This is a genomic window from Chryseobacterium sp. 22458 (assembly GCF_052044975.1).
Taxonomy (GTDB): Bacteria; Bacteroidota; Bacteroidia; order Flavobacteriales; family Weeksellaceae; genus Chryseobacterium.
Genome location: NZ_JBQEOA010000004.1, coordinates 306538 through 327296, shown reverse-complemented (window position 1 = coordinate 327296; position 20759 = coordinate 306538). Strand labels below are relative to the sequence as shown.

The 20759-nt window shown below is 37.3% G+C and carries 18 protein-coding genes; 7 read left to right on the top strand and 11 right to left on the bottom strand.

The window, feature by feature from the left end; translation table 11 throughout:
* Positions 1–191: 191 nt before the first annotated feature.
* From ACTJJF_RS15830 to ACTJJF_RS15810, 5 genes are all read right to left on the bottom strand, one after another.
* The gene (locus ACTJJF_RS15830; RefSeq protein ID WP_065397133.1) at positions 192–743 is read right to left on the bottom strand and encodes a DUF1003 domain-containing protein; all 552 of its coding nucleotides are present in this window, start codon (positions 741–743) and stop codon (positions 192–194) included.
* Positions 744–755: 12 nt separating this feature from the next.
* Positions 756–1526 carry a TIGR02757 family protein gene (locus ACTJJF_RS15825; protein WP_440700253.1) on the bottom strand — a complete coding sequence of 257 codons (771 nt, stop codon included), beginning with the start codon at positions 1524–1526 and terminating at the stop codon, positions 756–758.
* Between the two features lie 2 nt (positions 1527–1528).
* Positions 1529–2446: a ribonuclease Z gene (locus tag ACTJJF_RS15820; RefSeq protein WP_440700252.1), complete on the bottom strand. Its 918-nt coding sequence runs from the start codon at positions 2444–2446 to the stop codon at positions 1529–1531.
* Positions 2447–2514: 68 nt separating this feature from the next.
* A complete protein-coding gene (rdgB, locus tag ACTJJF_RS15815; protein ID WP_409514643.1) occupies positions 2515–3090 on the bottom strand; it encodes an RdgB/HAM1 family non-canonical purine NTP pyrophosphatase in 576 nt (191 codons plus the stop codon).
* Positions 3091–3131: 41 nt separating this feature from the next.
* The gene (locus tag ACTJJF_RS15810; protein WP_312299778.1) at positions 3132–3962 is read right to left on the bottom strand and encodes a CPBP family intramembrane glutamic endopeptidase; all 831 of its coding nucleotides are present in this window, start codon (positions 3960–3962) and stop codon (positions 3132–3134) included.
* 93 nt (positions 3963–4055) lie between these two features.
* Here ACTJJF_RS15810 and ACTJJF_RS15805 point away from each other — a divergent pair, with 93 nt between their 5' ends.
* From ACTJJF_RS15805 to ACTJJF_RS15790, 4 genes are all read left to right on the top strand, one after another.
* Positions 4056–4760: a hypothetical protein gene (locus tag ACTJJF_RS15805; protein WP_440700251.1), complete on the top strand. Its 705-nt coding sequence runs from the start codon at positions 4056–4058 to the stop codon at positions 4758–4760.
* A gap of 12 nt (positions 4761–4772) precedes the next feature.
* On the top strand, positions 4773–5474 hold the full coding sequence (locus ACTJJF_RS15800; protein WP_440700250.1) for a hypothetical protein: 702 nt from the start codon (positions 4773–4775) through the stop codon (positions 5472–5474).
* A gap of 122 nt (positions 5475–5596) precedes the next feature.
* Positions 5597–7192 carry a peptide chain release factor 3 gene (locus tag ACTJJF_RS15795; RefSeq protein WP_312299784.1) on the top strand — a complete coding sequence of 532 codons (1596 nt, stop codon included), beginning with the start codon at positions 5597–5599 and terminating at the stop codon, positions 7190–7192.
* A gap of 921 nt (positions 7193–8113) precedes the next feature.
* The gene (locus ACTJJF_RS15790; RefSeq protein WP_440700249.1) at positions 8114–9028 is read left to right on the top strand and encodes a DUF4349 domain-containing protein; all 915 of its coding nucleotides are present in this window, start codon (positions 8114–8116) and stop codon (positions 9026–9028) included.
* A gap of 222 nt (positions 9029–9250) precedes the next feature.
* Here the strand turns inward: ACTJJF_RS15790 and ACTJJF_RS15785 are convergent, their stop codons facing one another.
* Both ACTJJF_RS15785 and ACTJJF_RS15780 read right to left on the bottom strand, forming a co-directional pair.
* Positions 9251–9616: a hypothetical protein gene (locus ACTJJF_RS15785; RefSeq protein WP_065397125.1), complete on the bottom strand. Its 366-nt coding sequence runs from the start codon at positions 9614–9616 to the stop codon at positions 9251–9253.
* A gap of 21 nt (positions 9617–9637) precedes the next feature.
* Positions 9638–10777: an acyl-CoA dehydrogenase gene (locus tag ACTJJF_RS15780; protein ID WP_312299792.1), complete on the bottom strand. Its 1140-nt coding sequence runs from the start codon at positions 10775–10777 to the stop codon at positions 9638–9640.
* A 322-nt stretch (positions 10778–11099) separates the two neighbouring features.
* Between ACTJJF_RS15780 and ACTJJF_RS15775 the strand changes: the two genes are divergently transcribed.
* The gene (locus ACTJJF_RS15775) at positions 11100–12878 is read left to right on the top strand and encodes an AMP-dependent synthetase/ligase (protein WP_440700248.1); all 1779 of its coding nucleotides are present in this window, start codon (positions 11100–11102) and stop codon (positions 12876–12878) included.
* A gap of 391 nt (positions 12879–13269) precedes the next feature.
* Here the strand turns inward: ACTJJF_RS15775 and ACTJJF_RS15770 are convergent, their stop codons facing one another.
* The 3 genes from ACTJJF_RS15770 to ACTJJF_RS15760 all read right to left on the bottom strand — a co-directional run bounded on the left by ACTJJF_RS15770 (position 13270) and on the right by ACTJJF_RS15760 (position 16115).
* Positions 13270–14046 (bottom strand): zinc ribbon domain-containing protein, encoded by a 777-nt coding sequence (locus tag ACTJJF_RS15770; RefSeq protein WP_066693517.1) that lies wholly within the window; start codon positions 14044–14046, stop codon positions 13270–13272.
* A 2-nt stretch (positions 14047–14048) separates the two neighbouring features.
* Entirely contained in the window at positions 14049–15146 is a 1098-nt protein-coding gene (locus ACTJJF_RS15765) for a Nif3-like dinuclear metal center hexameric protein (RefSeq protein ID WP_312299800.1), read from the bottom strand.
* A 120-nt stretch (positions 15147–15266) separates the two neighbouring features.
* Positions 15267–16115, bottom strand: a complete 849-nt coding sequence (locus tag ACTJJF_RS15760; protein ID WP_312299802.1) for a hypothetical protein — start codon at positions 16113–16115, stop codon at positions 15267–15269.
* A 251-nt stretch (positions 16116–16366) separates the two neighbouring features.
* On the opposite strand from ACTJJF_RS15760, the gene ACTJJF_RS15755 reads away from it, so the two are divergent.
* Positions 16367–17194, top strand: a complete 828-nt coding sequence (locus tag ACTJJF_RS15755; RefSeq protein ID WP_312299804.1) for an ion transporter — start codon at positions 16367–16369, stop codon at positions 17192–17194.
* A 45-nt stretch (positions 17195–17239) separates the two neighbouring features.
* Entirely contained in the window at positions 17240–17398 is a 159-nt protein-coding gene (locus tag ACTJJF_RS15750) for a hypothetical protein (RefSeq protein WP_165602486.1), read from the top strand.
* 128 nt (positions 17399–17526) lie between these two features.
* Here the strand turns inward: ACTJJF_RS15750 and ACTJJF_RS15745 are convergent, their stop codons facing one another.
* Entirely contained in the window at positions 17527–20709 is a 3183-nt protein-coding gene (locus tag ACTJJF_RS15745) for a fibronectin type III domain-containing protein (protein WP_440700247.1), read from the bottom strand.
* Positions 20710–20759: the final 50 nt, after the last annotated feature.

The window sequence follows — 20759 nt, the reverse complement described above, 5'->3', positions numbered from 1 at the left end:
AAATGTAACAAAAAAAATGCAAAAAAACAGCTCACTATAAGAGTATTTTCTGTTTTATCCTTCACATTCTCAATGATTTTTTCTTATCGTTACATTTTTTACAATCAGCAAAATTAGAATTATAATAAAAAAGCAGATCAATAGATATCGACCTGCCTGTTTTTTTTAAGAGATAAATTTTGATTCTTTTATTATTCTTTTTTCAGCTGGTCTATCTCGTTCTGCAGCTGTGAGATAATATCTTTTAAAGCTTTTATTTCATTTTTATTGGAGCTTACATTACTTCTCAGCATTACATTTCTTGCCCTTTCATTGTGGTCTTCTTCCTCCTCTTCTTCATTGATCTCCTCAATATCTTCCTGGATGTCTTCGATATCTTCGTTAATTTCCTCAATGTCTTCACTGATTTCCTCAATATCTTCGCTGATCTCTTCGATATCTTCCTGAATATCTTCAATATCCTCGCTAATTTCCTCAATATCTTCCTGGATATCTTCAATTTTTTCGTGACTTTTATTGACCGACATCTGAATAAAGATCGCCAGATAGATCGCTTCCAATGAAAGCACTGTAGTAAGAATGAGAAGCATTTTATCAAATTCAATCAAACCTACCATGGGAAGCAGAAAGGAGGTCAGGAAAAGCAGGGTATGTACAATCAGCGACTGAATAGAGCCTATCCACGCTGTAATGCTGTCTGCTATTTTCTCCAGAACTTCTGTTTTTTCGTTATATTTTTTCATCCTTAGTTATTTTTACAACAGTTCTTTGGTAACTCCCAATCCAAACAATGCAAAATCATATTTGGCAGGGTCATTCTCATCAAATTGCCGGATCGCTTTGTCCAGCTCTTCTACTGTTTTCCAGTCATTCTGCGTTCTTGAAACCAAGCCTAATTTTCTGGACATATTTCCAGTATGTACATCCAGAGGGATGGACAGGTATTTCTGATCTGTGTTTTCCCAGATTCCAAAGTCTACTCCCCTTTTGTCTTTTCTTACCATCCATCTCAGGAACATAATAATCCTCTTGGCAGAAGAATTTTTATAAGGTGAGCTAATATGTTTATGGCTTCTGTGCTTTTCAGCTTCCAGAAAACTGTTTCTGAATCTTTCTATAGCGTGCAGAAAGTTGATTTCATTTTCTTTTACTTCAAATAGGTTTTCCAGGCTTTCATTTTCTTTATAAATACGATTGAACTGCCTGATAAAATAAGAAAAGTCCTGCCCGTTGAAAGTTCTGTGAATGCTTTTATCCTGAAGAATCTCCAGATCTTTTTCTGAATAATTCAGTACAAAATCGTAAGGAGAATTCCCCATAATATCAAGCATTTTTTCAGCAGACTTAATGATTGATTTTCTGTTTCCCCACGAAATGGTTGCTGCTAAAAAACCTGCAATTTCAATATCCTGCTTGACAGAAAAACGATGCGGAATCTGAATAGGATCATTTTCAATAAAATCAGGGGCATTATATTGATCAGCCTTTTCGTCAAGAAAACTTCTTAATTCTTCAAACTTCAGCATACTTATGAAATCTTTACGCTTTCCAACGCTTTGGGCAGGTAAGAGTTGGGAAAGACATTTCTTGCCTCATCGGTAAATACAGTCAGATCAGCATACCGGTTAGAAAAATGTCCCAGAATCAACTTTCCTACCTGTGCTTTCTGAGCAATCATTGCGGCTTCCAATGCCGTTGTATGCCCTGTATAATCAGCCATTTCCTTCAGATCATGCAAAAAGGTGGATTCATGGTAAAGAACCGTAGCATTCTTAATAATCGGAATAACACTTTCCAGATAACGGGTATCACTGCAGAATGCATAGGATACTGACGGAGCAGGGTCTACCGTTAGTACTTCATTTTTCAGAACATAGCCGTCACTTAATACAAAATCTTTTCCTGCCTTGATATTGTGATAATCACAGGTTTCAATCTCGCTGTATTTAGCGATCTCTTTCATGTTAAGATGTCTGTCTTTCGGTTTTTCTTTAAAAAGATAACCGTTGCAATAAATTCTGTGATCCAGAGGAATGGTATATACCTCTACCCTGTTGTCTTCGTAGATCTTTTCAGAATAATCCTTATCCAGCTCGTGATAGACCACTTCAAAGCCTCGATGGGTTTCCGTGATCTGAAAAATCGTTTCCAGCATTTTTTTAATTCCTTTCGGACCGTAAACATGCAACGGGTTGTCTCTTCCTAAAAGACGGAACGAAGCAATAAGCCCCGGAAGCCCGAAACAATGATCCCCATGAAGGTGGGAAATAAAAATATGATTGATCTTTGAAAATCTTGCCTTTGCTTTTCTCAGCTGTACCTGTGTACCTTCTCCGCAATCGATCAGAAAAAGCCTTTCTTCCATCTCCAGCAGCTGGGCTGTTGGTGACGAATTAATAGTTGGAATTGCTGAATTAAAGCCTAATATCGTTAAATAAGTACTCAAATCAATAGTTTATTGTAGCAAATGTACGACAGAAAATCTAAACAGGAATTTCTCCTTTATTGTTAAACTTAATCTGTCACTTTTAAAAAATCCATGAACAGATCTAATGCCTGCTTACGGTGGCTGATCTTATTTTTGTCTTCAGGATTCATTTCTGCAAAAGTTTTGTCATATCCTTCAGGAACGAAAATAGGATCATATCCGAATCCTTTGAAGCCTTTGTTTTCTGTCAGCAGATTTCCGTGTACCCTTCCTTCAAAATACTGAGCTCCGTTTTCATCGTAATAGCAAAGAACTGTAACGAAATAGGCTTTTCTGTTCTCTACTCCCTGCATTTCCATCAATACTTTTTCAATATTTTTGGCAAAATCATGATCTCCGGCATAACGGGCAGAGAATATCCCGGGTCTTCCGTCCAAAGATTCCACTACCAAACCACTGTCATCGCCCAAGCTTGGAATTCCTGTTTTTTCGAAACAGTATTTTGCTTTGATCAGGGCATTGGCATGAAAAGAGTCTCCGTCTTCTACAATTTCCTCGTGGATATTATAATCCGTAAGACTTTTCACTTTACAGTCACTGCCCAGGATCTGCTGAATTTCTTCTTTTTTATGTTCGTTGTGTGTAGCTACTAATAATTCCATTTCTATATTCATTTTCAATTTTACTTTTTTGCTCTGACAGATTAAATTTCTGCATAATGTACTTTATATTTCTTCATAAAAAGGTAATAGAACAAAGAAAAAAGTACTATTCCTACTGCCAGTATCATCCATTCTGACACATTAAATGCTTTTGCAAAGCTTTCATTTTTCCCATAAATCACCAGTAGTGAAAGGGTAAGATTATTAAAACCATGCAGCAGCATCGGTACCAATAAAGATTTTGTTTTATAATATACCAGCCCCAGTACATATCCCAGCATTACCGCACTGATAAACTGCCATGGATTTCCGTGAACGACTCCAAAAATAACAGAAGCATATAAAATAGCTTTCCACGGCTTAACACCTTTATTGATAAGTCCTTTCTGAATAATCCCCCTGAAAATAATTTCTTCAAAGATGGAAGCCATAATGACCGTCATGATAAGCATGATAACCGGATCATCAGTCAGCTGATTCATGAGCTGTACGAAATAATCATAAAACTCTCCGAAAAAAGGCCCTGAAGTAGGAATCTGAGCTGTAATAAACTCTGAAATAAACATCATCCCTGCCATCATGGGAAAAACAAGGAGATAGGTATAAAAATTGACTGACGAGAAATTGAAATTAAGCTTCATATTCGTCGTACGTCTCACAATAAAAAAGTCAAAAAAAGCAATAGCAGTAAGAAAACCGACAGAATTGGCCACCATAAGAAACCAGTCTTTAAGCTCCAGATTTTCTTTGAAAACAACTTTCCAAAAAGTGCTGAATAAAGAAACAGCCATAGTTCCCACAAATAATCCAACCACCAAAGTCACAGCGCCCAGCCATGTGAACGTAAACTTCGGATATCTGCTATTTTCCATTCTTTTCTCTGTAAGGGTTTATAGAAACAAAGATAATTTTTTTGCCTGCGACAGGCAACTAAAAAAGAAAATACTTAAATTCGCTCCTCTGCCATGAATACTATCCAATCTAATACAAAATTTTCATTTCCGACTGTTGAATCTACGATCAGCAGGTTTTCTACGCTTATTTTGAATCTGACATTATTCGGGCTCCCTTTTTCTCTATTGCTGCTTTTTGTACTTGGACCTGTTTACGGAATTTATAAAAAAGGATGGGATCAGATGCTTTATCCTGCACTGGTCTGCTGGGGAATTTCGCTTCTGATTTTAGTTCCGGCTGTTAACTCTTACATTGTGAAGAGAAAAAAAATTGCCTGTAAAATCGTTATTAATGATCATGGGCTTCTGTTTTATAATGCGAAAAATGAAATTACAGATCAAATTCTTTATGCAGAGCTTCAGATTTCAAGTCAAAATTTTGATGTGTATACAGTAACACCTGTGGGAGGAAGCATTGCTCCGTTACTTGAGGTCACCGTAAGACCTGATAAAATAGAAAAAGCAACAAGACGTATTGATATGAATCTTTCTCTTCGTGTCGTTAAAAATAAATTTACTTTATACGCTCATTTCCTACATGGAATTTCCGTTTTCCGTCCTGATTTAAAAATAGATTCTATGGCTCTTAAAACTTTTTCTATTGCTCCCAATACATGGGAGGTCAATAAAAAAGGAACTTCATTAGGAGGCTGGCTTTTAATTTTAACGGCACTTATTATTTGTGCAATGATAACCGGAATTGTTTTTTTATTATAAAATCAAATGAAAATGACAGAAAAGTTCGGGACTTTAGAATCTAAGATCAATAAACTTTTTACCTACTTTATAACAGGAATAATCTGGCTGAGTATCGTTTTGATTATTGCCGTCATTGGCTCTGTCTTTGACATTATTTTCAGACGCTGGAATGACGACATCGGAATGTTTATTATTATTGTGATTGCACAGATTCTTTTGATATTTTGCTGCACAGCATTGATCATGTCTTTCACATACCGGAGAAAACAAAAAATACGGAAAGTCATGATTAATGAAGAAGGGGCTACCTTTTACAACAGCCGGAATCATATTGTAGATACCGTTTTATACAGTGAACTGCAGCATTCCAAAAGCTCATCAGCAGATATTTATGTACGCAACACCCAAACTGTAAAATACGGCAAAATAACTTTAATCGTTTTCCTGCGGGATAAAACAGGCGAAATGATATTGAAAAATATCGACTTCAATTTTGAATATGTCATTCTCAGCAACCAATATGAGCTGTACCGTCATTTTCTGAAAGGTGTACAACGCTTTCGCCCCGATCTGGAAATAGGCCGGCAGACCATCGAACAATACAGTCTCACTACTGAACATCCTCCTGCCAATGAATGGGGCACTTTTGAATATATCATGGCTGCGTTTTTTCTGCTTGTTGTTTTGGCAGTGATCTATGCTTTCATAGTTATTATAAAAACCTTAGTGTAAGCAAAAATAAATACCATTCTCCATCATTCTTATCCCCTGGCGTGCGATCCTGAAATCATTGTCGTAATTTAAATTTGAAAACCTCATAAAAAATCACGATTTTTGCAACTTCAAAATACGATATGTCAGACTTAATCAAAGAAATACAAAAAAGAAAGACCTTCGGGATCATTTCCCACCCGGATGCCGGAAAAACAACTCTTACAGAAAAGTTACTTCTTTTCGGGGGTGCCATTCAGGAAGCCGGTGCGGTAAAATCCAACAAAATAAAAAAAGGAGCGACCTCCGACTTTATGGAAATTGAAAGACAGAGAGGAATCTCCGTAGCAACTTCCGTATTGGCTTTTGAATATAGAGACCACAAGATCAACATACTGGATACACCCGGTCACAAAGATTTTGCAGAAGATACGTACAGAACTTTAACGGCTGTAGATTCAGTAATTGTAGTGATTGACGTGGCAAAAGGGGTTGAGGAACAGACTGAAAAACTGGTTCAGGTGTGCAGAATGAGAAACATCCCAATGCTGGTATTCATCAATAAGCTTGACCGTGAGGGGAAAGATGCCTTCGATCTTTTGGATGAAGTGGAACAAAAATTAGGGTTAACGGTTTGTCCTCTTTCTTTACCTATTGGTATGGGAAGCGATTTCCAGGGGATTTATAATATCTGGGAAAACAATATCCAGCTGTTCCTGGAAGAGAAAAAACAGAAGGTTGGGGATTCTATTAAATTTGATGATATTAACGATTCTTCAATAGACGAAGTTATCGGAGAAAAAGCTGCCGGTACTTTAAGAGAAGAGCTTGACCTGGTTCAGTCGGTTTACCCTGAATTTAACCGTGAAGATTATATGAAAGGTGATTTACAGCCTGTTTTCTTCGGTTCAGCTTTGAACAACTTTGGAGTTCGTGAATTATTGGATGCTTTCATCGATATTGCTCCAATGCCGCAGCCAAAAGAAAGTGATACCCGTGTAGTAAAACCCGAAGAAAGTACATTCACAGGATTTGTATTCAAGATCCATGCGAATATGGACCCGAAACACAGAGACAGACTTGCTTTCGTAAAAATTGTTTCCGGAACTTTCAAAAGAAATGAGAACTACCTGTTGGTAAGAGAAGGTAAAAAGATGAAATTCTCCTCTCCTAATGCATTTTTTGCTGATAAAAAAGAGGTGGTGGAAGAAAGTTTCCCCGGAGATATCGTTGGCCTTCATGATACGGGAAGTTTCAGAATCGGTGATACGCTGACCGGAGGTGAAAAGCTTAGCTTCAAAGGGATTCCAAGCTTCTCTCCAGAGCATTTCCGTTATATCAATAATAATGATCCGCTTAAGGCTAAGCAATTGGCCAAAGGTATTGATCAGCTGATGGATGAAGGTGTTGCACAGCTGTTTACCCTGGAAATGAACGGAAGGAAGATCATCGGAACTGTAGGAGCCCTTCAGTACGAGGTTATCCAATATCGTCTAGAGCATGAATACGGGGCAAAATGTACTTATGAACCTCTTTCAATGCATAAAGCATGTTGGGTGGAGGCTGATGAAAAATCTGAAGAATTCAAAGAATTTGCAAGATTAAAACAAAGATTCCTGGCGAGAGATAAATACAATCAATTGGTATTCCTTGCAGACTCCTCGTTTACCATTCATATGACGCAGGAGAAATTCCCGAATGTGAAACTGCACTTCATCAGTGAGTTCAGAGACAATTAATAACAGGCGAAATCGCTGATATATATAAATCCGTAGAAATTTTTCTGCGGATTTTTTTATTATTGAAACATTAAGAAAAATTAAGAAGATAAGAATATTAAGAAGAAGCTTTCGCTTTAAGGGTTACAGCTAAAGAAAATTTTGATTTTCCACCTTAACTTATCTTAAAATTTTCATTCTCCTTAATGGTTAAAAATATTGTTTAACCACAAAAGTCACAAAGTTTTTTAAACACTTTAGTTCACGTAAGTAAGTTCACAACTGTACCGCATAAGAAGTACACAGAAGTTTTGAAAATCTATGATTTCTTATTATTGAAACATTAAGAAAAATTAAGCAGATAAGAATATTAAGAAGAAGCTTGCTTTAAAAGTTACAACTTAAAAATCTTTGATTTTTCACCTTAACTTATCTTAAAATTTTCATTCTCCTTAATGGTTAAAAATATTGTTTAACCACAAAGTCACAAAGTTTTTTAAACACTTTAGTTCACGTAAGTAAGTTCACAACTGCACCGCATAAGAAGTACACAGAAGTTTTGAAAATTTATGATTTTCTTATTATTGGAACATTAAAAAGAATTAAGCAGATAAGAATATTAAGAAGGAGCTTTGCTTTTAAAAATTACAACTTAAAAACCTTTGATTTCCCACCTTAACTTATCTTAAAACCTTCATTCTCCTTAATGGTTTAAAATTAACTCCAAACCAGAGAAATTCCTCGCAGCCAAAGCTTTGTAATAAAGCATAAAACTTTATTGTTGTAACATTATAAAAATGAAGAAAGCTTTTGTAAATCTTTTGTAAAACAAATACAAAACATTGAAGATAAATTAGTTACTATTTTACCAGCACAATACATTCTATTTACAATCTTTACAAGAACTTCCACTCTAATTTTACTTCATCAAAAATCAACATTATGAAAAAGTTCGTATTACTAGTTGCTATATCAAGTACATTTATTATGTGTCAAAAGCAAACTGCCAAGTTTGAAGAGGTATCAAATTCTATAGACAGTGCTTCTGCAGTAGCCACCGATGCTATTGATCACGCAAGCAAAACTGCAGACATGGCCCTTGACTCTGCCAGCATTAAAATAAAAGATTTTGAAAATACTAAAAATGATATTCAGGAGAAAATAGAAACTACCTCCAAAATGGTAGATTCCCTGTCTGACAAGATCGCTTCTACAAAACTGGAATCTAAAATTGAGAAAAAAGATTCAGCGGAAAAAAAAGCGGAAAAGATTGTGGTGAATGTTCCTGCTCCAAAAGTAATCAAAGAAACCAAAATTGTTTACAAGGATAAGCCAAAAAATGACAGCTATGAACTGAAGGACAGAATGGTAAAATCAGGCTACATTTCTGTAAAGGCAGATAATGCTGAAACGGTAAAGGAAATAATCCGGGAAGAAGCCATCAGAAAAAACGGCTATATTAAAAGTGAAAACCTTTCGTATATAGAGTCTGCGAATCGCCGTGAAGAAGATCAGAAAATGTACAGCATGGATATTAAGGTGCCTATCCAGCATTTTGATGGTCTAATGGAAGCTTTAAACAGTAATATCGGGGATATTGAAACCAGAGACATCCAGGTTTCGGGCCGTCAGTATGCAGACAATACAATCTGCAGTATCAATGTAAGTATTCTGGATAAAAAGGGAGCTGAAAAAGAGCCTAAAACTTTCGGAGGAAAATCACTGGCTGCCATTGAATCAGGCTGGGACGTTATCACATCCGTTTTCCTGTTTATTCTACCATTGTGGCCGTTATTTCTGATCGGAGGAATCGGATATTATTTTTATAAAAAAAGAAACAAAAACATCCCCGGTTAAAAATTCACCATAGATTTTCAAAGTTCAGCATCTGTGATGAATTTTTTTAATATTTTTTTAATGCTTTTTAGCATTTATAATCAATTCTTTTATTAATTTTATCAGGCAAAGAATTTTCGTTACCATGCGAAGTTCGATATGAACCCGGAAATTTTTATTTCATATATTAATATTTTGTGATTTGGTGTAAAAATAAGGCCTCAACTGAGAGCCTTATTTGTTTTATTTCATATTCACTACTTTGTCTACTACAAACTTTGTGTTTCCTCTCCAAGGAAGAGCACCATTGTATTCTTTGTAATGGAGATCAAAGGTTTTACCACTATTGGTTTCCAGTTGTTTGAAAACTTCCGGGTCATCTACAGAAAACTCAAACTCGTAGCTTGTAAGACCTCCTGTTTTTCCTTTTCCAAAACCTTCCTGAATCAGTTTACCTTCATAAGTTTTGAAGATATAGCCTTTTTTCATGGCATAATTCAGGTATCCGGATTTCACTCCTTCGCCAAAGACGAAGTAATATTTATACCATACAAATACTCCTAACAATAGCAGTACGACACCTAGGGTGATCCACAAAGATTTTTTCATAAGCAGTGTGTTTTAAAATGTTTATTTTGCGATACTTCTGGAGATCACGATTTTCTGGATTTCAGAAGTTCCTTCATAGATCTGAGTGATTTTTGCGTCTCTCATTAATCTTTCTACGTGGTATTCTTTCACATATCCGTATCCACCGTGAATCTGTACAGCCTCAATGGTAGTATCCATTGCTACCTGAGAAGCATATAATTTTGCCATAGCTCCGCTTTCAGAGATATCTTTTCCTGCATCTTTTTCACATGCAGCCTTGAAGCAAAGCATTCTTGCTGCGGTGATCTGAGTTGCCATATCAGCCAGTTTGAAGGCAATTGCCTGGTGGTTGATGATTTCTGTTTTGAAAGCTTTTCTTGTTTTAGCATATTTCAATGCCAGTTCGTAAGCTCCGGAAGCAATTCCTAAAGCCTGAGAAGCGATTCCTATTCTTCCTCCGTTCAATACAGCCATCGCAAAATTGAACCCGAATCCGTCTTCACCGATTCTGTTTTCTTTTGGTACTTTTACGTTGTTGAAGATCAAAGAGTGTGTATCACTTCCTCTGATTCCCAGTTTGTCTTCTTTCGGTCCGATTTCAAAACCTTCCCATCCTCTTTCTACGATGAAAGCATTGATTCCTTTGTGTTTTTTCTCAGGATCAGTCTGAGCAATTACGATATAATAAGAAGCTGTACCACCGTTTGTGATCCAGTTTTTAATACCATTCAAAAGGTAGTAATCTCCTTTATCTTCAGCAGTTGTTTTCTGAGAAGTTGCATCAGAACCTGCTTCCGGCTCAGATAATGCAAAAGCTCCGATTACCTGCCCGCTTGCAAGAGGAGTAAGATATTTTACTTTTTGCTCTTCAGAAGCAAATTTTTCAAGACCGGCACAAACCAATGAGTTGTTTACAGACATTACAACAGCTGCAGAAGCATCCACTTTTGCAATTTCCTCCATTGCCAGCACGTAAGAAACACTGTCCATACCTGCACCGCCGTATTTTGGATCCACCATCATTCCCAAAAGACCCATTTCTCCCATTTTCTTCACCTGCTCTACAGGGAATTTCTGGTCACGGTCTCTTTCAATCACTTCAGGTAATAGTTCGTTTTGTGCAAAGTCTCTTGCCGCCTGCTGAATCATCAGCTGTTCTTCCGATAAATTAAAGTCCATAAAAAAAATAATTAGATAGCCGTAAATTTACACTTTTTAAGCAAATCTGAAAAAATTAAATTAGAAGCAGCGAAAACGGTATGTTGAAGGGGTTTAAGATGCAGGCTCCGGAGCTCATATTGCAGGATAGAAACTACATATTTTACAGGATGGAGATTAGGTAATCCGGCTTAAAATAACTCCACAATTCCTGTTTACGGCCTTCTTTTTGATAGAAGATGCTATGGTAAGCATTTAACTAATTTTCATTTATTACAATCAGAGGTCTACAATTAAAAAAAATGCTTATATTTAGATTTCTTTATAAATTATTTAAAAAATCATGACGATCAAGAGATTATTCGATATTCCACACTACGCTTTAGAGAAATATCCTAAAACGGATATGTTTGTAACCAAATATCATGGTGAATGGAAAAAAACTTCTACGCAGGAGTTTATCAATGAGGGAAATAAGATATCCAGGGGGTTGCTGAAGCTGGGCATAAAACCCGGGGATAAGATTGCTCTGATTACGACCAATTCCCGTACGGAATGGGCTATTATGGATTTCGGACTTTCCCAGATTGGAGTCGTTTCCGTACCGGTTTATCCAAGTATTTCTCCGGAAGATTATGAATTTATCTTCAATAATGCCGAAATTCAGTACTGCTTTGTCTCTGATAAGGAGCTTTTGAATAAAGTGATGAAAGTAAAGCATAATATTCCGAGTCTGCAGGGAATTTTTACTTTTGACAACATCAGCGGGGCTGCCAACTGGAGAGAAATCCTGGATCTTGGAAAAGATGAATCCACACAGATTGAAGTGGATGACCTTTCCAATGCCATCAATACCGAAGATCTGGCTACTATTATTTATACTTCCGGAACGACGGGAAGACCTAAAGGGGTAATGCTTACCCATAATAATATCGTTTCCAACGTTCTGGGCTCCATTCCGAGAATTCCGAAGAAAAGAAGCCTGGACTATAAAGAAACAAGGGCACTGAGCTTCCTTCCTATCTGCCATATTTTTGAAAGAATGCTGTTTTACCTTTACCAGTACAACGGTTTTTCTCTCTATTTTGCTGAAAGCATTGAAAAAATGGGTGAAAACGTGAAAGAAGTGAAACCACATTATATGACGGTAGTTCCAAGACTGGTAGAAAAGGTATACGATAAGATTTATAATACAGGTTCTTCTGCAGGAGGATTAAAATCAAAAATATTCTTCTGGGCATTAAACTTGATCTCCAAAAAGAAAACCATTTCAAAACCTTCAGGGCTTCAGGAAATCATTGCTGATAAACTGGTTTTTTCCAAATGGAGAGAAGGTTTGGGTGGTGAGATCGTGACTCTGGTTTCCGGATCTGCAGCATTGTCTACAAGGCTTAATTTAATGTTTCAGAATGCCGGAATTCCTATTCTGGAAGGGTATGGTTTAACAGAAACCTCGCCGGTAATTTCCGTAAACAGTTTTGAGAAAATGAAAGTAGGTACGGTAGGAATTCCATTGGATAATTTAAAGGTAAAAATCCAGGAAGATGGTGAAATTACCGTAAAAGGTCCATCCGTATTCAAAGGATATTTCCAAAACGAAGAAATGACCAAAGAAGCGTTTACCGAAGATGGATTCTTTAAAACCGGAGATATAGGCCATATCGACAGTGATGGTTTTTTACAGATCACCGACCGTAAGAAGGAAATGTTCAAAACATCCGGCGGAAAATATATTGCCCCTCAAACCATTGAGAATTTGGCCAAAGCCTCAAAATTCATTGAACAGATCATGGTAGTAGGTGATGGTGAAAAAATGCCATGTGCCCTGGTACAGCCTGATTTTGAATTTGCCAAAAGCTGGGCGATGAGAAATAACCTTAACATCGGTTCTACGCCGGAAGAAATTGCAAAGAGTACAGAATTGAAGCAGAGAATTGAAAAAGAAATTGACGGAATCAATGAACATCTTGGCAACTGGGAGAAAATCAAAAAGATTGAGCTTACTCCAGAGGTATGGAGTATTGAAACCGGATTGCTTACTCCAACGTTAAAACTGAAGAGAAAAGCCGTAAAAGAGAAGTTTATAGCGCTTTATAATAAGATGTATGAGCATCAGGATTAAATAAAATATAAACCGCTTTATTTTGAGGCGGTTTTTTTATAGGTTTCATAGTGATTACTAGGTTTTGGCTAAAGCCAATGGGTTTTGTTTATTAAAAAAACGGGCTAAAGCCCGTTTCTATTGAATTTTTATTCTCTCACGGATTTTGCTGATGACGCAGATTTTTTTAACACAATCCTTGTCATTCCGTAGGAATCCAACCCCGCATTTTTATGCTACTATGTAGAGATTCCTCCGTCGTCGGAATGACAAAAAACTGCTATAAGACAATTAACAGTATTTATAAAAAGCATCTGTGTTATTTGTGAAAGCATTTGTGTAACTTGTGTTTCAACAAAACAAAAAAGCTGTCTCAAAATGAAACAGCTTTTGTATGATTTAAAATCAATAATTAGAATTTAATTACAGACTTCATTTTTTCGTTTTCTTCCATTACCAACTCGTCATCAACAAGGATTTTTCCAGAGTGCTCATCAATAATGATTTTCTTTCTCTGAGCGATTTCCATTTGCTTTTGAGGTGGAATCGTAAAGAAAGATCCTTTCGGAGCTCCTCTTTCCAATCCTACTACTGCAAGACCGTTGATAGAGTTTGTTCTGATTCTGTTGTAAGAAGCTAATAATCTCTCGTCAATTTTACCAGCGAATTCTTTAGACTGCTCCAGAAGATACTCTTCTTCTTTCTGAGTTTCAGAAATCAATCCTTCCAATTCTTCTTTCTTGAATTTCAGGTGATTTTTCAGGTCGTTGATCTTAGCGTTCAGTTCGCTTAAAGTTTCGTTTTTGTGAGCGATTTTAGCTCCGAATTCTTTAATTCTTTTTTCAGCAAGCTGAATTTCCAGATCCTGGAATTCCATTTCTTTTCCTAATGCTTCAAATTCTTTATTGTTTCTTACATTATCCTGCTGAGATTTGTATTTCTCAATTAGAGTTTTTGCATGGTTGATTACTTCATGCTTCGTTTTGATCTGATCTTCCTGATCTTTGATGTCTGCATGAAATTTTTCAGCTCTTTTCTCAAGACCTTCAATCTCGATTTCAAGATCTTCAACTTCAATTGGCAATTCTCCTCTAGTATTTCGGATTTCATCCAATCTTGAATCAATGATCTGTAAATCGTATAAAGCTCTTAATTTTTCTTCAACTGAAATATCGTTGGTTTTTGCCATATTTAAATGAAATAATTTACTGGGTTTGTTTTTTCAATAGATTTTGAAATTGCAAATGTACTAAATTTTTGTGATAAAATTTCAAATAATTGTTGACTTACAAATTGTTCTGATTCATAATGTCCTATATCACAGATCAGCATTTTAGACTCAGCGAGAAAATAGTCGTGATATTTAAGATCTCCGGTAAGGTAAGCGTCACATTTCCTGGAAGCTGCAGCTCTTATCCCGCTGGCCCCGGATCCGCCAAGCACCCCTACTCTTTTGATTTTTTTATTGTTGAACGCCGAGTGTTTGATCACTTCGAGTCCGAATTTTTCCTTCACCAGTTTTAAGAAATCTCTTTCGTCCATTTCTTCTTCCAGTTCACCATACATTCCTAATCCTGCATGATGGTTTTTGTTATCCAGACTGTATATCTGATAAGCGACTTCTTCGTAGGGATGGGCAGCTTTCATCACTCCTACAATCTGACCTTCCTTATGGCTTTCAAAAATCACTGAAATCATATTTTCATCTGCATTCTCACGGATGTTCTGCTGTCCGGAAAACGGATTTGAGCCTTCAATGGGTCTGAAGGTACCGTTTCCATTAACGGTGAAGCTGCATTCATCATAAAATCCGATATTTCCTGCTCCGGCTGAAAACATTGCTTCTTTTACTTTTTCAGAATATTCTTTCGGTACAAAAACAGTAAGCTGTTTCAGGTTATTTTCCTTAGGCTGAAGAATCTTCCTATTCTTTAATCCCAACTGGCTGCAAATACCGTGATTGACTCCAAAGAAATCGTTATCAAACGCTGTATGAACAGCATAAATTGCAATTTTATTTTCAATGGCTTTTAAAACTGCTCTTTCTACATAGTTTTTCCCGGTCAAAGATTTCAGGCCGGAAAATATAATGGGATGAAAACATACAATCAGGTTGCAGTTTCTTTCCATGGCTTCCTCCACCACATTTTCCAGGGCATCATGGCACACTAAAATTCCGGACACATCACGGTCGGGAACTCCGCATAATAATCCTACATTATCAAAATCCTCGGCCTGTCTGATACTGATTTCTTCTTCAATCCTGGCAATTACAGTTCTTAGCTTCATACGTCTCTATTTTACAGTACAGCGAAGATATTAATTTTAGTAAAATTCTCCGGAAAATTCTTTACAATAAAAAAACCGGTATGAGACAACCGGTTTGAACCTAATATGAAATCAAAAACTTTAATCTTTAAACAAAGATACTCTTGTAAATGAATCTACTACTACACCACAGCTTATATCAGATTCCATAAAAAGCTGATAACCTCTTCCCGGATCAAGACTTGCAGGGTCTGCAATGGTATAGAAATAAAAGGTAAGAATATTACCTGTTCCACTTGAACCACTTGGTACTAATTGAATGGAATTAATTTCAAAACCTGAATCAGGATTTTTAAAAGTGGCCTTTACGGATCCCGAAGAGTTAGATCCTGGAGTGATTGTTGCGATGACTCTCCAAACATGAACCTGTCCGTTAATTTCATTTTCTCTCCATTTACCGGTTGCCGAGATATAGATATTACTGGTTACTCCGGGAAAAGGAACTGTAGTTTCCGGCCAGCTTGTGGTAGGGCTTGCCGCAAAAACCAATGGTGTGGCATAAAATACCTGTTGTCTTGGGCCATAGCCGCTTCCTGCTGCACTTAAACTGAATGAGGGTTTTACATTTGCGTTTCCAGAATTGATTTTAACGACACCGTCGTTACCAGCCTGAGAAGATGTGGGAACAAAAAGCTGTCTCCAGAGGGTACCGTCCCAATACTGGAAGTTATTCGTTGTCGTATTAAAAATAAGGGTTCCTGCAGTAAGATTAGCATTCGGCATACCTGCAGGTGGTACTGTAGATGCATCGTTATCAGCCAGATTAGTATCTCTGTCGTTATCCGTAAGACGGGGAATTAAAACACCTTTCTGATTGGAAGCAATATCTAATACTGTTGCTCCGTTCGGAGACGTAGTATTAATCCCAACCTGTCCAGATAGAAAACTGTACATTAAAATCGGGATAAACAAGGTTAAAAATTTTCTCATGATATAATGCTTTTGTAGAAATAAAATTACAAACAACAATTAAAAAAATGTTAAAAAATAAATTTTTATATGTCATATTTTATCCGTATTTTACTAAATACAAGATATTAAAAATCAGTAAATTAACTCTATATAATTCACATTTTAATGATGAAAAAAGTTTTAACATTTGCAAAATTCTTTTAACAATCATATATTTACCCTTGTCTTTATATAATTTATTAACTTCGCTGTGAAATAACCCTATGCAAATGGAGAAAGAACACAATCTTATTCCTGAGGACATTCTTTGGAAAAGATTCCTTTATCGAATAATTTATCGCTCAGATACGAAGCTCGGAAAACTGTTCGACATCATATTATTATCCTTAATTCTTGTAAGCACGGCCATTATCATGATGGAAAGTGTTCCTCAGCTTGACAAAAGATTTCATTACACTTTTCTGGTTCTTGAATGGATCATCTCCATTTTTTTCACTCTCGAATATTCTATGCGGATCGCTGTGGTAAAGAATAAAAGAAGCTATATTTTCAGTTTTATGGGAATCATAGACTTTCTTGCCCTCGCTCCCTTCTTTCTTAGCTTTTTCTTTCCGGTCACCAAATATTTTCTGATCTTCAGGATGCTGAGAATGCTGAGAATTTTCAGGATCTTTAACCTGCTGGACTTTATGAATGACGGTTACCTCATTGTACGGGCTTTAAAGAACAGCTCAAGGAAGATCTATATTTTCCTTTTGTTTCTTATTATATTTTCAGTCATTGTAGGTTCACTTATGTTTATGGTAGAAGGAGGCAGGCCTGGATTTGAAACCATACCACAATCCATTTACTGGGCTGTAGTAACAGTAACCACCGTAGGCTATGGAGATGTCTCCCCTATTACTCCTATGGGAAAATTTTTTGCAGTAGTCCTGATGCTGGCAGGTTACTCTATTATTGCAGTTCCCACCGGGATCGTTACTGCTGAAATGCGCAATAAAAGGCAAAATCTTGAAAAGGTATGTGACCAATGTGGTAACGAAGATATTGATGATGATGCAAGGTACTGCAAACAGTGTGGCAAGAAATTAGCTTGATATTTGGTATAAGTGTAATTTATTCACCAAAATACCACAAAAATCATGGAACCAAAAAAGAAAAACAAACCGAATAGTTTAGTAGTCATTCTCTTTGCACTCATAGTGCTGATGATCATTATCTACTTTATACTAGTAATGTTCTTCCCTACTGTTTTTGACCTTATGAATACAGGAGATATACAGCCTGTACCTGATAAGTGATAAATGAATGATAAATACAACTATATAAAAAGTAATATAAAAGAAGGGAAAAGAATTTTGCTTATTTTTTTAACAAAAAAAAGACGGATCAAAATGATCCGTCTTTCCTTTTTTATTCAAGTGATTAATTATTTTTTGATTGCTTTAACGGTTTGCTTTGTTCCGTCATTCATATTCAGTACTACTAAATACATTCCTTCTTTAAGATCTCTCAATTGAAGTACAGCAGAAGGGTTTTCGATGGTCTTCACCAATCTTCCCGCAGCGTCAACAACAGAAACTGATTTTACTTTGGAAGCGTCTGAAATATTCAATACATCAGAGAATGGATTAGGGTAAACTTTAATTTCATTTTTAGCAGCCGCTACTTCTGAAGTAGACAGGTTTCCGAGCTGATATACGAAATCATCAATCAACAGGCTATATGCACTTGATCCGGTATGCTTAAACACAAGTTTAGTAACTCCGGCAGGAACTCCTGTGATGTTTAATGAATAATCATTCAGTGCTGTAGTACTTGTTGCTGTATAGGTACCTAGTACAACAAAGCTTGAAGTATTCGCAGGGTCTGTTAAATAACCAATCTGAACAGTTCCATTAGCAGTAGAATTAGCTCTTCCTTTGAAGCTGATCATCGCATTATTGCTATCTAAACCTACCAAATCAGGAGTAGACACCATACCTATACTTGAACCGCTTGTATAAAGATATAGGGCATTAGGAGCACTTGCTACAGTTCCAGTATAAGCGATTACTTTTGCGTAGCCAAGATTAGATCCTATGCTTGTCCAGCATGGAGGAAGTGAATCAACAGTTGTACTGTCAAAGTTTTGCGAATAGGTCTGTGCCGGAACACAGTTCGTAGTAAATACCTGTACTGGCGTCCAGACACTCTTATCAGAAGCTCCACATACGGATCTGATCCATAGATAATAAATCGTTCCCGGCAATAAACCAGACAATTGTGCTGAAGTTGTAGTGCTGCTTCCTGAAGCAGAAGTTGCTGCAGTAGGAGCTGTATTGGTTGTAGAATAATAATATTCATATCCGCTGCCCGGTACCAGTGAAGGTGCCGTCCAGGCCACATCTGCTCCCGAAGTTGTAATAGCAGAAACTACAACATTTGAAGGCTCAAAACAAGTAGGTGTAACAGCGATATTAATATCATCAATATAGATCTGATTCATATCTGCTGCAGAATAAGCCTGGAAACCGAAATAATATACTCCTGACGCAGCCGGTGTAAAATCTGTAAAGGTACTTGTAGGAACCCCGCCTGTGGTAATACTTGAGTGATCTGCTATTGTATTTGTCATATCAGTAGCAGTGGCTGAAGTTCCGTAGGCTACTTTTACTTTTTCCGCATAAACCGCTCCTGATGAATTGGCGTATTTGTATTTTATACGGTAGCTCACTCCTGCCGTAAGATTAAGACCTTGTGTAAAGAACCAAGTATTTGCCGCACTACTGGTATTGTATGAATAATTAAGAACTTTACCTGTAAATCCGCTTGGAGCAGTGGCTGTCTTCCAAAGGTTTCCTGAACCACTATTAATTACCGTTGTACACGTAGGTAAGGCCGGCGTTGTAACGTTATCAAAATCTAATGTATAAGGTAAACCGGTAGATACACATGCAGTAAAGAATGATCTCACTGTACATGCCGTGGCAGGACCTGAAATATTGGCCGTATATGCTGATACAGAATAATAATAGGTAGTTGCATTATTTAAAGCGGTACCTAAGGTATAAGTATTATTAGAACCACCTGTAATATCAGTATCAAGAATATCATTACCACCTGAAGTTGTTCCTACTTTTAATTTGTAACCGGCAGCACCATTAATTGCATTCCATGTTATTGTAGGAGTGGTACTTACTCCGGATGCACCGGATGCAGGGGCCGTTACTGTAGGACAAAGCCCTAATGTTGTAAAGTTTGCAGAGCTGGACCATTGCCCTTTATCTGTTCCGTTACAATTTGCCCTTACCCAATAATAATATTGAGTAGAAGGATTCAGACCTGATAAATTAGCAGAAATTGCACCTGCTCCCACAGAACCTGAAGGTGTGGTAGATATTCCCGGGGCAGTAGATGATGTAGAATAATAGTATTCATATCCACTTCCCGGAGGCGTAGCAGAAGCTGTCCAGTTAATCGTTGCTGCTTCCGGAGTTAATCCTGACGAGGTAAGCCCTGTTGTAGCAACTGAACAGTTAAAAGCAGTTGTGAAAGATCCTGCAGTAGCATATCCGTTCCCGGTTCCTGCTAAATTCGGGATATGAGAATACATTGCCTGTTCACCCCCGTTTAAGGCCTGAACCTGTACCTGGTAGGTTGTATTTTGTGTCAAACCTGTAATAGAGGCAGAGGTAGCGGCAACCGGATTTCCACTGAAGTCAGTCCAATCGCAGTTTCCTAAAACTCTGTATTGAACATTATAAGCAGTAGCTCCCGTTGGGGCAGTCCAGTTTACAGTAGCTCCCACATTGGTTATTGCATTGGTTGCTGAAAAAGTTCTTACCGGCAATAGTGTCCCCGGGGTCCATGAGTATTGTAATCCCGCCGGGATTTTAACATTGGCGTTTGCACCACCGGAAAAGAGCATAGTACTGCTGTTGGCATTCCCGGTAACAGCTTTGGACCAGTCACAAGTGGTTCCGGACGGTGTATTCCCAATCATCAGAGCACTTACATTGGTTGCAAAGGTATTGTTGGCTCCTCTAATCCCTACCTGTGGAGTTGTGCCGGAACTAGCTGTTCCCGGATCTGTACAGTTTCCATAGATAATTTTTATTTCTCCGGTAGCGTACACAAGACGGATTTGGAAGTTCAGCCTTTCTGTAGCTCTGTTATGATAATTCGCATGATCCTGCCATTGTACAACGAATTCGGTACCTAGATCTTCATATCTTACCTCATGATTCCCTGCCGGCTGTGTAGTATCCGATGCACTAAAACCTCCATCCTGCCCAAAAGCAGAAATGGCACCTGTAGTAGTGCCTACCGTTGATAAAGGACTATAGTTTGTACCTGACGGAGCGGCTCCAAAAGTTATATAACCGTTGGCACTCACGTAACAGGTTGTCATGGCAACACCACCGAAGTTAAAAGGTGATGAAAGCGTAATGGCTGTAGAAACCTCATTATCGTAAGTAGTGTTGGTTCCTGTGGGAAATAATTTTGTTCCTCCCGTAATGGGTACATAAGCTACCCCTGTGCTTTTCGAGAAAGCATAGCTGGCAACGTTGGTTTGTGCATAGGCTTCCATACTGAGAAAAGCCAGACACGACAGTAAAAGTTTTTTCATATAAATAACAAATAATAGTTAGGGCGGTAAATGTAAGTAAATATTCAATT

Coding starts and splice junctions, on each gene's coding strand:
- ACTJJF_RS15830 (WP_065397133.1), bottom strand. CDS start 743: ATGAAAAAATATAACGAAAAAACAGAAGTTCTGGAGAAAATAGCAGAC.
- ACTJJF_RS15825 (WP_440700253.1), bottom strand. CDS start 1,526: ATGCTGAAGTTTGAAGAATTAAGAAGTTTTCTTGACGAAAAGGCTGAT.
- rdgB (WP_409514643.1), bottom strand. CDS start 3,090: ATGGAATTATTAGTAGCTACACACAACGAACATAAAAAAGAAGAAATT.
- ACTJJF_RS15810 (WP_312299778.1), bottom strand. CDS start 3,962: ATGGAAAATAGCAGATATCCGAAGTTTACGTTCACATGGCTGGGCGCT.
- ACTJJF_RS15805 (WP_440700251.1), top strand. CDS start 4,056: ATGAATACTATCCAATCTAATACAAAATTTTCATTTCCGACTGTTGAA.
- ACTJJF_RS15800 (WP_440700250.1), top strand. CDS start 4,773: ATGACAGAAAAGTTCGGGACTTTAGAATCTAAGATCAATAAACTTTTT.
- ACTJJF_RS15795 (WP_312299784.1), top strand. CDS start 5,597: ATGTCAGACTTAATCAAAGAAATACAAAAAAGAAAGACCTTCGGGATC.
- ACTJJF_RS15790 (WP_440700249.1), top strand. CDS start 8,114: ATGAAAAAGTTCGTATTACTAGTTGCTATATCAAGTACATTTATTATG.
- ACTJJF_RS15785 (WP_065397125.1), bottom strand. CDS start 9,616: ATGAAAAAATCTTTGTGGATCACCCTAGGTGTCGTACTGCTATTGTTA.
- ACTJJF_RS15780 (WP_312299792.1), bottom strand. CDS start 10,777: ATGGACTTTAATTTATCGGAAGAACAGCTGATGATTCAGCAGGCGGCA.
- ACTJJF_RS15775 (WP_440700248.1), top strand. CDS start 11,100: ATGACGATCAAGAGATTATTCGATATTCCACACTACGCTTTAGAGAAA.
- ACTJJF_RS15770 (WP_066693517.1), bottom strand. CDS start 14,046: ATGGCAAAAACCAACGATATTTCAGTTGAAGAAAAATTAAGAGCTTTA.
- ACTJJF_RS15765 (WP_312299800.1), bottom strand. CDS start 15,146: ATGAAGCTAAGAACTGTAATTGCCAGGATTGAAGAAGAAATCAGTATC.
- ACTJJF_RS15760 (WP_312299802.1), bottom strand. CDS start 16,115: ATGAGAAAATTTTTAACCTTGTTTATCCCGATTTTAATGTACAGTTTT.
- ACTJJF_RS15755 (WP_312299804.1), top strand. CDS start 16,367: ATGGAGAAAGAACACAATCTTATTCCTGAGGACATTCTTTGGAAAAGA.
- ACTJJF_RS15750 (WP_165602486.1), top strand. CDS start 17,240: ATGGAACCAAAAAAGAAAAACAAACCGAATAGTTTAGTAGTCATTCTC.
- ACTJJF_RS15745 (WP_440700247.1), bottom strand. CDS start 20,709: ATGAAAAAACTTTTACTGTCGTGTCTGGCTTTTCTCAGTATGGAAGCC.